At 71.8% G+C, this 12,087-nt stretch carries 13 protein-coding genes; 11 read left to right on the top strand and 2 right to left on the bottom strand.

What is annotated here, in order from left to right:
• Positions 1-18 precede the first annotated feature (18 nt).
• Positions 19-504, top strand: a complete 486-nt coding sequence (locus ACGFIZ_RS23690) for a hypothetical protein (RefSeq protein ID WP_393422557.1) — start codon at positions 19-21, stop codon at positions 502-504.
• A gap of 351 nt (positions 505-855) precedes the next feature.
• On the opposite strand, the gene ACGFIZ_RS23685 is transcribed toward ACGFIZ_RS23690, so the two are convergent.
• The gene (locus ACGFIZ_RS23685; protein ID WP_393422555.1) at positions 856-1,425 is read right to left on the bottom strand and encodes a DinB family protein; all 570 of its coding nucleotides are present in this window, start codon (positions 1,423-1,425) and stop codon (positions 856-858) included.
• A gap of 95 nt (positions 1,426-1,520) precedes the next feature.
• Between ACGFIZ_RS23685 and ACGFIZ_RS23680 the strand changes: the two genes are divergently transcribed.
• Positions 1,521-2,480 (top strand): helix-turn-helix transcriptional regulator, encoded by a 960-nt coding sequence (locus tag ACGFIZ_RS23680; protein WP_393422553.1) that lies wholly within the window; start codon positions 1,521-1,523, stop codon positions 2,478-2,480.
• Between the two features lie 267 nt (positions 2,481-2,747).
• On the opposite strand, the gene ACGFIZ_RS23675 is transcribed toward ACGFIZ_RS23680, so the two are convergent.
• Positions 2,748-3,347 (bottom strand): TetR/AcrR family transcriptional regulator, encoded by a 600-nt coding sequence (locus ACGFIZ_RS23675; RefSeq protein WP_393422551.1) that lies wholly within the window; start codon positions 3,345-3,347, stop codon positions 2,748-2,750.
• Between the two features lie 77 nt (positions 3,348-3,424).
• Between ACGFIZ_RS23675 and ACGFIZ_RS23670 the strand changes: the two genes are divergently transcribed.
• The 9 genes from ACGFIZ_RS23670 (at position 3,425) to ACGFIZ_RS23630 (ending at position 12,085) form a co-directional block, all read left to right on the top strand.
• The gene (locus ACGFIZ_RS23670; RefSeq protein WP_393422549.1) at positions 3,425-4,177 is read left to right on the top strand and encodes an SDR family oxidoreductase; all 753 of its coding nucleotides are present in this window, start codon (positions 3,425-3,427) and stop codon (positions 4,175-4,177) included.
• Positions 4,177-5,355 (top strand): Cmx/CmrA family chloramphenicol efflux MFS transporter, encoded by a 1,179-nt coding sequence (locus ACGFIZ_RS23665; RefSeq protein WP_393422547.1) that lies wholly within the window; start codon positions 4,177-4,179, stop codon positions 5,353-5,355. Before ACGFIZ_RS23670 ends, ACGFIZ_RS23665 begins: the two co-directional genes overlap by 1 nt.
• Before the next feature lie 84 nt (positions 5,356-5,439).
• Positions 5,440-6,060, top strand: a complete 621-nt coding sequence (locus ACGFIZ_RS23660; RefSeq protein WP_393422545.1) for a hypothetical protein — start codon at positions 5,440-5,442, stop codon at positions 6,058-6,060.
• A 195-nt stretch (positions 6,061-6,255) separates the two neighbouring features.
• Complete coding sequence (locus tag ACGFIZ_RS23655; RefSeq protein WP_393422543.1) at positions 6,256-7,152, top strand: ribokinase; 897 nt, start codon at positions 6,256-6,258, stop codon at positions 7,150-7,152.
• 155 nt (positions 7,153-7,307) lie between these two features.
• Positions 7,308-8,120, top strand: a complete 813-nt coding sequence (locus ACGFIZ_RS23650) for a GntR family transcriptional regulator (RefSeq protein ID WP_393422541.1) — start codon at positions 7,308-7,310, stop codon at positions 8,118-8,120.
• Positions 8,121-8,206: 86 nt separating this feature from the next.
• Positions 8,207-8,746: an ECF transporter S component gene (locus ACGFIZ_RS23645; protein WP_393422539.1), complete on the top strand. Its 540-nt coding sequence runs from the start codon at positions 8,207-8,209 to the stop codon at positions 8,744-8,746.
• Positions 8,743-9,519 carry a hypothetical protein gene (locus ACGFIZ_RS23640; protein WP_393422537.1) on the top strand — a complete coding sequence of 259 codons (777 nt, stop codon included), beginning with the start codon at positions 8,743-8,745 and terminating at the stop codon, positions 9,517-9,519. Before ACGFIZ_RS23645 ends, ACGFIZ_RS23640 begins: the two co-directional genes overlap by 4 nt.
• Positions 9,516-11,279, top strand: a complete 1,764-nt coding sequence (locus ACGFIZ_RS23635; RefSeq protein ID WP_393422535.1) for an ABC transporter ATP-binding protein — start codon at positions 9,516-9,518, stop codon at positions 11,277-11,279. Before ACGFIZ_RS23640 ends, ACGFIZ_RS23635 begins: the two co-directional genes overlap by 4 nt.
• Positions 11,279-12,085, top strand: coding sequence for an energy-coupling factor transporter transmembrane component T family protein (locus ACGFIZ_RS23630; protein ID WP_393422533.1), 807 nt, complete (start codon positions 11,279-11,281; stop codon positions 12,083-12,085). Before ACGFIZ_RS23635 ends, ACGFIZ_RS23630 begins: the two co-directional genes overlap by 1 nt.
• Positions 12,086-12,087: the final 2 nt, after the last annotated feature.

The raw sequence follows: 12,087 nt of genomic DNA, 5'->3' as shown, positions 1-12,087 counted from the left end.
GCTTCCGAGGGCGGCACCGTGCTGCTCGGCGACGCCGAGCCGGGCGTGCCGTACTCGATGCACGGGGCGCTCGGGACCTCGCTCCGGGCTCGGCGCACGCGGGCCGCCCAGGCCCCTGCCGGCAACACGGCCGGGCAGCGCCACCGGGCCGAGGACATCCAAGAGCGCCATCGCGTCATCCTCACCAACCCTCGCTGCGGCGGGTGGCAGGTGTGGAACAAGCAACGTACCGATGAGGTATTACTGGACGTCGAGGACGTGGCGATGGACCACACCGGCCTCATGCGTTGGAGCGCCTGCGACAACTGGGTGATCTCCAAGCAACGGGCCCACATCGCGCTGATCAGCGAGTTGGCCGCCCTTTTCACCGCCCCTTGCCGCGACGGCGGCGACGACAGAGGGCCCGATCGTACCGGCGATGCCGTAGGTGGCGACGTCCCAGCCCTGGGCGCGGCGCTGGCTGCGCTGGCCCGGGGCCGGCGATCGCAGGCAGGCGGCTGCTGATGCCTGCGGTCAGCAAGGGCCGACCAAGCCTGAGACGGCCAGCAGTACGGCGATCACCGCCGGCCAGGTGTGCGGGTAGAGCAGCGCTGCCGCAGCCAGGGTCCCTCCGTGGACAAATCAGGCGACGGCGATCACGGTGCGTCCGTCACGGGCGGTATCCAGCGGCCACGCGATGAACGGCCCGGCCAGATGCGTTGACCCGGCCGGCGGCGGCGCTGACTTCCTGCTGCGGCTCAGGGCGCGGACAGGATGCGCCCTCTCAAGGGGGCGCCGTTTCTGCAGGCAGGCGCCCCGCGTCCTCGTACTGGTGGTGTGGGGGAGCGGCGTAATACGTCCTCACCGTGCCACTGGTTAGCCCATGCTCTTGGCACCGTCCAGGGACTCGCGGATGATGTCGGCGTGGCCGGCGTGCTGCGCGGTCTCGGCGATGATGTGCATCAGCACCCGGCGGGCCGACCACCGCACGCCGGGCTCGAACCACGGAGCCTTCGGTAGCGGCTGGGTGGCGTCCAGGTCAGGCAAGGCGGCGACCAGCTCATCGGTCCGGCGGGCCACCTCGGCGTAGTCGGCCAGCACACCGGCCAGTGTCTCGCCGGGTAGCAGCCGGAACCCGTCGGCCCACCGGGCCCAGTCGGCCTCCGTCATGGTGGTGAAATCACCCATCGTCGACGGGCCATCCACAATGAAGCCCACCCAGTTCCGCTCGACCGCGGTGACGTGCTTGATCAATCCGCCCAGGCACAGCTCGCTGACGGTGGTCCGCCGTCCGGCCTGCTCGTCGGTGAGGTCGCGGGTGGTGAAGCGCAGGAAGTGCCGCTGTTTGGCCAGCGTCGCCAGCAGGTCGGCCCGCTCGCCAGTGGCGGCCGGCGCGTCGGCCAGGTCGTGGGTGGTCCGTTCATCGGCGGTGGTGGTCTCGCTCATCGTCTCCGGTTCCCTTTCCTGTTCCCGTTGGTCAGGACCCACGTTAGGCCGCCCTGCGGACACTTCCTGACCTGAATAGCGCAAGAATCAACGACATGGCGAACACCAGCACCCGGACCCTGCGGCTGCTGTCCCTGCTGCAGAACCACCGGTACTGGCCGGGCACCCAACTGGCTGAGCGACTGGGGGTCTCGGTCCGCACCCTGCGCCGGGACATCGACCGGCTGCGCGAGCTTGGCTATCCGGTCGAGGCGCAGCGCGGGGTGGACGGCGGCTACCAGCTCACCGCGGGCGCGGCACTGCCGCCGCTAGTGGTCGACGACGAGGAGGCGGTCGCCCTAGCCGTGGGGCTGCAGGCCGCCGCGCACAGCGCGGTGGAGGGCCTCGCCGAGTCCTCGGTGCGGATGCTGGCCAAGGTGGTGCAGGTGATGCCGGCGCGGCTACGGCGCCAGGTCGAGGCGCTGTGCGCGATGACCCTGCCCGCCGGCTGGGACAGCCCGACCCGGCCAGGCGTCGACCCGGGCGTGCTCACCGCGGTCGCGCTGGCATGCCGGGACAACGAACACCTCCGCTTCTCCTACACCGCCGCCGACGGCCAGCACACCGACCGGCACGTCGAACCGCATCGGCTGGTCTCCCTCGGCCGCCGCTGGTACCTGGTCGCCTACGACCTCACCCGGCACCACTGGCGCAGCTTCCGAATCGACCGCCTCACCGCGCCGTACGGCACCGGCTCCCGGTTCCGGCCCCGCGACCTGCCCGCCGCCGACGCCGCCGACTTCGTCCGCACCAGCCTCGGCAACCTGCCCCGCCCGTACCGGGTGGAGGCCTTGGTCGACGCCCCTGCCGCGGCCGTGCGCGAGCGGATCGGCCGGTGGGCCACAGTCGAGGAGCTCGACGCCGAGCACTGCCGGGTGCGGATGACCGCCGACTCCCTGGACTGGCCGACCATGGCACTGGGCGCGCTCGGCGCCGACTTCCGCGTCCTCGACCCGCCCGAACTGCTCGAGCAGATCCACAGCTGGGGCGCCCGATTCAACCGGGCTAGGGCGTGATCCGCCTCGCGCAGTCGACGCGGCATGACAGCCCCATCCGCTCATCGGCATGAGCATGCAGCTCCACGTGGCGGCGCCAGCGGCCTCGACCTTCACGCACCGTTGTCCGTTGTCAGAGAAGTTGGTCCGAGCGGAATGCGCCGAGCTGGGCGGGTCAGACCGAATGGCCAAGACGTGTGGTGCGCGGGCCAGCGGGGGGCGATCGCCGTCCAGGTGGTGGGCGCGGAGCGCGTGGAGGCGCTCAACGCGGTCGCCGCCGCAGAGTGTTCACCCCATGCGGCCCGTGTCGCTGGCGATCTGTGCGATCTTCGTGAGTTCGCTTCGGGTGGCCCCGTCCTGGGCCCGCTGGGCCATGCCACTGAGTACCACCATGACGTAGCCGGCCCATCCGGCTGCATCAGTGTCTTCAGGTAGCTGGCCGGTGGCGATGTCGGCGTTGATCTTGTCGGTCAGGAGTCGGGTCTTGTGGCTGCGTAGCCGTTGGAGTGATCGGCGGATCGTGGCGTCGGTGCACCCGGCATCACCGCTGACGACGAGGCATCCGGCAGGCAGTCCGCGCCGGGTGTAGCGGGCTGGTGCCTCGGAGAGGATGCGAGCGATCGCAGCGGCCGCTGTCGGCTCCTCGGCGAGAGCGGCTTCGATGAACTCTCCGTACTCGCGGTCGTAGACGCCGACGGCCTCGGTGAACAGTGCCTGTTTGTCGCCGAACGCGTTGTACAGGCTCGGAGTCCCGATTCCGAGCGCCTCGCTGAGATCGCGGATCGAGGTCGCCTCGTAGCCGTTGCGCCAGAACAGGCGGATGGCCTGGTCGAGAGCGACATCCCGGTCGAAGGATCGGGGTCGGCCGCGCGTGCTGGAGGTCGCCATGCCGCCATTTTATACCGGCCGCTACACAACGTGCTACGCTCGCATTGTCTAGCGATCGCTACAAAAAGGGGTGGGTCGTGGCAGCACTGACGGGCAAGACGGCACTGGTCACCGGTGCCGCACGTGGGATCGGGCGTGCGATCGCGCTGCGACTCGCCGCCGACGGGGCGCGGGTGGCGGTGCACTACGGGTCGAGCCGCGATGCTGCGGCACAGGTCGTGGCGCAGATCGAGTCGCGCGGGGGTTCGGCGTTCGCGATCCAGGCCACGCTCGGTGTCCCGGGTGATGCCGGGCACCTGTGGTCGGCGTTCGACGAGCACGCCGAGGGCGTGGACATCCTGGTGAACAATGTCGGGGTGCTCGGTGGGCGCGTTCCCTTCGCCGAGCTGAACGAGGCGACCTATGACGAGGTGTTCGCCGTCAACACGAAGGCGCCGCTCTTCGTGGTCCAGCAGGGCTTGGCGCGGCTGCACGACCGGGGGCGGATCGTGAACCTGTCCACGCGGTTCACCCACGGTGCACGCAACCCTGAGCTGATCGCGTATGCGATGTCAAAGGCCGCGATCGACGCCTTCACCGCCACGCTGGCGAAACTACTCGGGGCGCGGGGCATCACGGTCAACGCCGTCGGACCGGGCGCGACGGACACGGACATGAACGCCGTCCGGCTGGCCACCCCGCAGGGGCGCGAGGCCATCGCCGCACTGTCGCCGATGAACCGGGTGGCCGGCCCCGAGGACATCGCCGATGTCGTCGCGTTCCTGGCTTCCGACGACGCACGGTGGGTCACGGGACAGTGGATCGATGCCAGCGGGGGGTCGCTGCTCTGATGCCGGTCGCGATCTGGGTCATCGGGTTCGGAATCTTCGCCCAGGGAACCAGCGAACTCATGCTTGCCGGGCTGCTGCCCGGCCTCGCCGGCGACCTCGGCGTGAGCATCCCCGAAGCCGGGCTGCTGATCACCGCGTTCGCGCTCGGCATGCTGATCGGTGCCCCCATGCTGGGCGTGCTCACGCTGCGGTGGCCTCGCAAGTATGCCTTGCTCGTCTTCCTGGCCGTCTTCATCCTCAGCCACGTCATCGGCGCGCTCACCGACAGCTACACGTTGCTGTTTGCCATGCGGTTCGCGGGCGCGTTCGCGTACGCCGGATTCTGGGCCGTGGGCGGCAGTACGGCGATGGTGCTGGCCGGGTCCGAACGGCGGGGACGCGCGATGAGCATCGTTGCCGGTGGCCTGACGGTGGCCACGGTCCTCGGCCTTCCCGCCGGCACGTGGATCGGTCAGCACTTCGAATGGCGCGGAGCATTCTGGGCCGTGGCGGCGCTCTCCACGCTCGCAGCGGTCGCAATCGCGTTCACCGTGCCGGCGCTTCGTCCGGAGACTGCGCCACGCGCCTTCGACGAGATCCGTGGGCTCATGCGCCCGAGGCTCTGGCTCTCCTACGGCATGACCGCCGTCGCGACCGCGGCACTGCTCGGGACTTTCTCGTACCTGGCGGCCATGTTGATCGAAACCACCGGCATCGATGACGGGTGGGTGCCGGTCGTGCTGTTCGGCTACGGGCTCGGCGCGGTGCTCGGCATCGCGACCGGAGGACGAACCGCGGACCGATTCCCTCATGCGGTGCTGGGTGTCGGCTTCACCGGGCTGCTCGTAGCCTCGGTCGCGCTGGCGGTGACGGCATACCACAGCGGACCGGTGGTTGCCCTGGTGGCGGTGCTCGGCTTCGTGGGATTCAGCACCAACCCGGCGCTGAACTCCCGGGTCGTCGCCATTGCGCCGAAGGCGCCGACGCTCGTGGTCTCGGGCAACGTCTCGGCTTTCAACGTCGGCATCAGCGTCGGCCCGTGGCTGGGTGGTCTGGCGCTCTCCGCCGGGTACGGCTATCCCGCCATCACCTGGATCGGGGCAGCGCTGGCCGCGCTCGCCCTGCTGCTCTGGCTTGTCGACCTCACGCTCACGTCGCGGCGCCACCGTTCCGCGTGCCCACTTGCCGTCCCCTCCTGAAACCGCAGCGACCCTGCAACGGCACGGCGCCGACGCGCAAGCGCACGTCGGCGCGGTTGTCGGTGCCGTTCCCGGGCCAGGCGGTTGCGGTGCGGTGGGGCCCCGACCGCGGTCAGCAGCGCACCGGTCGCGACCACCGTCGATTTCAGCCGCGTCGACCTGCGGTACGGGCGCGCCCACGACAACGGCGAGGTGCACCACTACAACATCTACCGCTCGGAGAGCCACGACGTCGCGGTGGTGCCCGGAAACCTGGTCGGACGCACCCACGGCCTGGGGTACACCGACACCGGTCTGCTGGCCAACCAGCGGTACTACTACCGGATCACCGCGGTGGACATGAAGGGCAACGAAGGACCGCCGTCCGCGGTCACCTCGGCCCGTACCGAGGCGAGCAAGCTGCGCGCGATGGTGATCAGGGAAGCCGCCGTCACCCTGGCGGACGGGACGATCCGGATCACGGCGCAGGTCGTCGACGCGCGTACCGGTGCCGGTGTGCCGGCGAAGGTGGAGGGCCGCTTCACCAAGTCGGCCAGCCAGTACCTGTGGATGCCCGCCGACGCCGGTGGCCGGGTCAGCGGCGTGTCGGCTCCGCAGGCGGCGGCCAGCGGCACGGCCGGCTTCACGATCCACCGGATCGTGGCACCGGACTACTACTGGGCGTCCTCGAAGGACCTGGCCCACGCGGGCGAGGTCGTCTGGTAGCCAGCTCGGGTAGGTAGTCAGTCTCCCGCCAGCACTCTGCCGCCGGGGTCCCGGCGGCAGAGTGCTGGCGGGCGCCGCCCGGACCGCCCGGACCGCGGCGGTAGCCCGTTACCGGCGGCACGCCACAGGGCCACTCGGCCAGACAACCCGCCAGCACGACGCCGACCCGTATCCGCACGCGCAGCAAGGAGTCCCATGCCTGACATCGTCGTGTTCGGCAGTCTCAATGCCGATCTGGTGTTGACCGTGCCCTCACTCCCTGCCGCAGGCCAGACGGTGCTCGGCGGACGCGTGCAGACGCACAACGGCGGTAAGGGCGCCAACCAGGCTGTCGCCGCTGCCCGGCTGGCCGGTGCGGGCCAGGTGCGAATGGTCGGCCGGGTGGGCGACGACGAGTACGGCCGCCACCTGCGGGCCGACCTCGCCGCCGCCGGAGTCGACGTCGCTGCGGTGCTGGTGGACCCGACCGAGCCCAGCGGAATCGCGCTGATCCTGGCCGATGCCGCCGGGCAGAACATGATCGCCGTGTCGCCCGGCGCCAACGGCGCGGTCGACGACAGCGACGTGGCCCGCGCCGCAGCCGATCTGCGCGCCGGCGACGTTGTCGTCTGCCAGCTGGAAGTACCGCTACCGGCGGTTCGGGCGTTGTCGACCGCGACCCGGGCAGCCGGGGCGCGACTGGTGTGCAACGCGGCCCCCGCCGCCATGCTCGACGCCGACGTGCTCGCCGCGCTCGACGTACTCGTGGTCAACGAGACCGAGGCGCAGGTGGTGCTCGGCGCGGTCGTTGCCGGGCCGGCCGACGCCGCTGCGGCTGCCTGCCGAGCCGGCTGCGCCGTCGTGGTGACTCTCGGCGCCGAGGGCGCGGTCTACGCCGACCCGGACGGCCGGTCCGGCCAGTGCCCCGCGCCGATCGTCGACGCCGTCGACACGGTGGGGGCGGGGGACGCCTTCGTCGGCGCGCTCGCGGTCGCTCTCGCCGCCGGTGCCTCCCTCCCTGACGCGGTCGCCGCAGGCGTGACCGCCGGCTCGTACGCCGTCACCCAGGTCGGCGCGCGGCCCGCACCACCCCCGGCTGCGGCCATCGCATGATGCCCGGCGGCTCCGGTCGGCGCCGGCCGGGGGCGGGTGGTCCGGACCGGCTGGCTGGTTCCGGCGTTGCCGATGGCCGCGGGGTCATCCCAGCCTGACCAGGGCATTGTCATTGGGCGGCTATTGGTCTACCGTTCCGGACCAATAGCCGCCCAATGTTCGAGGTGATCATGTACGAGCCCGCCGACATCAGCGATGTCGTCGTCGACGAGACCCGGCCGGTACCCGCGTACTACCAGGTCTACGAGGCGTTGCGGCAGCGACTCGGCGGCTCGGACCTCCCCCCGGGCAGCCGGCTGCCCACAGAACGGGCCATGGCCGAGCAGTTGGGCGTGAGCCGGGCCACGGTCCGCGAGGCCCTGACCCGCCTCGAACGCGACGGGCTCGTCAACCGGCGGCAGGGCGACGGCACGTACGTGGCCGAACCCCGGGTCGAGCACGACATGCGGTTCCTGCACGGGTTCTCCGCCGAGCTGGCCCGGCGCGGGCACCGGGTCCGCGCGAAGGTCCTCGCCATGAGCACCGTCCGTCCCTCCGCCCGGCTCTGCGAGGTTCTCCGGGTCGCCGACGGCCCGGACACGGTGATCGAGCTGCGCCGGGTCCGTTCCCTCGACGGCAGCCCGGTGTCGCTGGAGACGGTGTGGCTCTCCGCCGACCGGTGCGCCCCCCTGCTCGGCGTCGACCTGAACGACCGGTCGCTCTACGACTCGCTGCGCGCCTTCGGCATCCAGCCGGTACGCGGGCACGAGCAGCTCACCGCCACCATCCTCGACGACTTCGAGGCGACCTGCCTCGACCAGCGGGTCGGCGCCCCCGCCTTCCTGATCGAACGGCTCACCTACGACGCCGCCGATCGCGCGGTCGAGTACGTCAAGAGCGTCCTGCGCGCCGACCGGTTCACCATCCGCACCGACCTCGACCTCGAGGCGGCCCGTTCCCCGCACACACCCACCACCACTGAAAGCTGACCGGAGGTTCCCCCATGAGCGAGCGAAAGATCAAGCACGGTCCGGATGAGCCTCGTGACGGTTTCCGAGCGCAGGAAGGAAGCGGCATGAGCAGTGCCGGAGCCCGGAGGGTCGAACGCCGTCGCGGCGCCGCGCGCTTCTTCACCCCCCGCCGGATCGCCCGCATCGCCATCCTCGTCGCGCTCAGCGCCGTCGGCGCGTTCATCAAGCTGCCCAGCCCGACCGGCACGGTGGCGCTCGACTCCGCGCCCGCCTTCCTCGCCGGCGCCGCGTTCAGCCCGCTCGAAGGGTCCATCGTCGGGGCGCTCGGGCACCTGCTCTCCGCCCTGACCACCGGCTTCCCGCTCGGCCTCCCCGTCCACCTGCTGGTCGCGGCCGAGATGGCCCTCTTCGTGGCGATCTTCGGCCTGCTGGCCCGCCGGGTGAGCATCTGGCTCGCGATCGTCGTCGGCATCGTGCTCAACGGGGTCGGCGGCGCCGCCATCATGATCCCGATCGGCGGCGTCGGACTCTTCGCCGCGCTCGTGCTGCCGCTCACCGTCGGGTCGGCCATCAACATCCTGGTCGCTGCCGCCGCGACCCGGGCCCTGCGCGCCGCCGGCCTCGCGGAGGAGGAGACCAGATGACCGACGCGGTACGCACCGTCCGGCGAATCCGGGACCTCACCGTACTCGACCTCACCGACAGTTGCCTGGTCGTCGCCTGCGACTCCGTGGGCGGCATCGGCCCGAAGCCGCACGACACGGTGGCCGTACCGGCGTCGACCACCGCGCACTTCGCCACCCGCGTGCCGATGCTGGAGGTGCTCTGCGCCGGAGCCACCCCCACCCTCGTGGTCAACACGCTCTGCGTGGAGGCCGACCCGCAGGGCCGGGAGATGATCGCCGCGGTCGTCGCGCTCGCCGCCGAGGTCGGCCTCGACGCCGACCGGGTCACCGGTACGACCGAGGACAACGTCCCCACCGTCGCCACCGGCATCGGGGTGACCGTCCTCGGCGAGGCGGCTCACGGGGCGCTGCGCCCCGGGGCCTCCCGCCCGGGGGACGTGGTGGTCTGCCTGGGTCTGCCCCGCTCGGCGCCCCGGGACCGGGTCGTCCCCGGCCACCCCGACCTGGTCGGCCTCGCCGACCTGCGGGCCCTGCTCGACAGCGGCGTCGTCCACGACGCGCTCCCCGTGGGCTCCAAGGGCCTGGCCTGGGAGGTGCCACAGCTCGCGGCCAGCGCCGGGCTCACCGTCGACTGGCGGACCGACCATCCCGTACCGGTCGACCGCTCCGCCGGCCCGTCGGCCTGCGTCCTCGTGAGCTGCCGGCCGACCGACCTGGCCACGGTCCGGGCCGCCTTCCCCGATCGGCTGCCGGTGAACGTCGTCGCCGACCTGACCGAGGAGGCACCATGACCGGTCGAGGGCTGACCCGAGTCGCCGGCGGCGAGCCGCAGGGCACCGACCCGGGCGCCGTGCTGCGCGCCGACGGCGTCAGCTTCCGGTACCGGTCGGCCACCGAGCGCCAGCTCACCGACGTCTCCTTCCAGATCCGGCGCGGCGAACGGGTCGCCGTCATGGGCGCCACCGGGGCCGGGAAGACCACCTTGTTGATGATGTTCAACGGGCTCATCCCGCACCACCACGACGGTGAGATGCACGGGTACCTGACCGCGGTCGGCCTGGACACCGTCGAACACGACGTGGTCGACCTGGTCCGGCACGTCGGCCTGGTCATGCAGGACCCGGAGTCGCAGATCACCGGCCGGCTCGCGCTGGACGACGCGGCGGTCGGCCCGGCAAACCTCGGGCTGCCCCGCGCCGAGGTGCTCGACCGGGCCCGCCGGGCCCTCGACGCGGTCGGCCTCGGCGAGCTGGCCGACCGGGACACCGGGCAGATGTCCGGTGGGCAGCAGCAGCGGCTGGCCATCGCCGGCATCCTGGCCATGGCTCCGGAGATCCTCGTGCTCGACGAGCCGACCAGCGAGCTGGACCCGGCCGGCACGGCCCAGGTGTTCGCGGTGGTGGAGCAGGCCGCCGCCGACCGGGACCGGACCGTGATCCTGGTCGAGCACGAGCCGGAACTCGTGGCGCAGTGGGCCGACCGGCTGATCGTCCTGCACGACGGTGCCCTCGTACACGACGGCCCACCGGCGGAGTTCTTCGCCGCCGCGCAGCGGGCCGAGGCGGTGGGGCTGCGACCACCGCAGGTGACCACCGTCTGCCACGCGCTCCAGCGGGCCGGCCGGCTGCCCGCCGACCGGACGGCGGTGACCCTGGACGAGGCGGTCGCCGTGCTCCAGGACCGGCTGCCGGTCACCGCCCGGGTACGCGCCAGCGCCCGCGCCCCGCAGCCGGCGGTGCCGGCGGACGCGGCCGTCGTGATCGAGGCGGCCGGCCTCGGCCACCGCTACCCCTCCGGGGTCCAGGCCCTGTCCGACGTGGACGTCCGGGTCCGGGAGGGGGAGTTCGTCGCCCTGCTCGGCCGTAACGGCGCCGGGAAGACAACGTTCGCACGGCACCTCAACGGCCTGCTCCGCCCCACCGCCGGCCAGTTGCGGGTCTACGGCCGCCCCACCGACGGCCGCTCGGTCAGCGACCTGGCCACCGACGTGGGGTACGTCTTCCAGAACCCGGACCACCAGATCTTCGCCCCGACCGTCCGCGACGAGGTCGCGTTCGGGCTGCGCAACGCGGGCTGGACGGACGACCGGATCGAGGAGAAGGTACGCGAGGTGCTCGACATGGTGGGCATGCGCGGCCACCTCGACCACCACCCGTTCCGGCTGGGTAAGGGGCAGCGGCAGCGGCTGGCGGTGGCCAGCGTCCTGGCCCTGGAACCCCGGATCCTCATCGTGGACGAGCCGACAACCGGCCAGGACTGGCGCGGCGCGCGGGCGATCATGGACCTGGTCCGCGAGCTGAACCGGGCCGGCCGGACCGTCCTGATGGTCACTCACGACATGCCCCTGGTCGCCGAGTACGCGCATCGGGCGCTGGTGTTCGACGCCGGGCGGCTCCGCGCCGACCTTCCGGTGGCCGACCTCTTCGCCGACGAGGACCTGCTCGCCGGGACCCAACTCGTCGCACCCCAGGTGACCCGCCTGGCCCGGCGGCTCGGGCTGCCCCCGGTCACCACCGTGGAAGCGTTCGTCGAACTGTGGGAGGAAGCCTGATGTTCCTCGAGTACCGGCCCGGCACGAGCTTCCTGCACCGGATGGACGTCCGCACCAAGCTCCTCGTCTTCGTGGTCGCGGTGGTGTTGACCTTCCAGTTCGCCCACCCGCTGCCCAACGCGCTGCTGGCCGTCGGCTCGCTGCTGCTCCTGCCCGCGATTGGCGTGCCGGGGCGGCAGGTGGGCAAGCTACTGGCGCCCCTGGCCCCGGTCGTCGCCCTGATTCTGATCTTCGCGGCGCTCAGCCGCGGCCCCGGTGACTTCGGCTCGTCCTCCTCCGCCCGGGTGCTGGTGCACCTCTGGTTCGGTGACGGCCTGCCACTGACCGTCGGCGGCCTGGCCCACGGCGCCAACCTGGGCCTGCGGATCCTCACCATGGTCTGCCTGACCGCCGCGCTGATCGTCAGTACGCCGGTGGAGCACTTCGTCGCCCTCATGCGCATGGCCCGACTGCCGTTCCCGGTGGTCTTCATCGTGATGACCGCCCTGCGGTTCGTCCCGACCATGCAGCACCGGGCCAACCAGGTACTGGACGCCCAGCGGGCCCGGGGCGCGAAGATCGACGGCGGGATGATCGGTGCGATTCGCGCCTACACCACCATCATGGTGCCGCTCTTTTCCACCGGCATCCGGATGTCCGAGGAGTTGGCCGCCGCGATGCTCAACCGCGGCTACGGCATCACCCGGCAACCCACCGCGCTGACCATCCTGCGTCCGACCTGGCGTGATCCCGCCGTGGCCGGGGCGACCGCCGCGGTGGTCGGCGTGGTCGTCTGGGCCCGGCTGACGGGGTGGGGATCGTTGTGACC

It is taken from the genome of Micromonospora sp. NPDC048830 (genome assembly GCF_043198215.1).
Classification (GTDB): domain Bacteria; phylum Actinomycetota; class Actinomycetes; order Mycobacteriales; family Micromonosporaceae; genus Micromonospora.
This window is presented reverse-complemented; position numbering and strand designations above follow the sequence as displayed.

Coding starts and splice junctions, on each gene's coding strand:
- ACGFIZ_RS23685 (WP_393422555.1), bottom strand. CDS start 1,425: ATGAGCGAGACCACCACCGCCGATGAACGGACCACCCACGACCTGGCC.
- ACGFIZ_RS23680 (WP_393422553.1), top strand. CDS start 1,521: ATGGCGAACACCAGCACCCGGACCCTGCGGCTGCTGTCCCTGCTGCAG.
- ACGFIZ_RS23675 (WP_393422551.1), bottom strand. CDS start 3,347: ATGGCGACCTCCAGCACGCGCGGCCGACCCCGATCCTTCGACCGGGAT.
- ACGFIZ_RS23665 (WP_393422547.1), top strand. CDS start 4,177: ATGCCGGTCGCGATCTGGGTCATCGGGTTCGGAATCTTCGCCCAGGGA.
- ACGFIZ_RS23655 (WP_393422543.1), top strand. CDS start 6,256: ATGCCTGACATCGTCGTGTTCGGCAGTCTCAATGCCGATCTGGTGTTG.
- ACGFIZ_RS23650 (WP_393422541.1), top strand. CDS start 7,308: ATGTTCGAGGTGATCATGTACGAGCCCGCCGACATCAGCGATGTCGTC.
- ACGFIZ_RS23645 (WP_393422539.1), top strand. CDS start 8,207: ATGAGCAGTGCCGGAGCCCGGAGGGTCGAACGCCGTCGCGGCGCCGCG.
- ACGFIZ_RS23640 (WP_393422537.1), top strand. CDS start 8,743: ATGACCGACGCGGTACGCACCGTCCGGCGAATCCGGGACCTCACCGTA.
- ACGFIZ_RS23635 (WP_393422535.1), top strand. CDS start 9,516: ATGACCGGTCGAGGGCTGACCCGAGTCGCCGGCGGCGAGCCGCAGGGC.
- ACGFIZ_RS23630 (WP_393422533.1), top strand. CDS start 11,279: ATGTTCCTCGAGTACCGGCCCGGCACGAGCTTCCTGCACCGGATGGAC.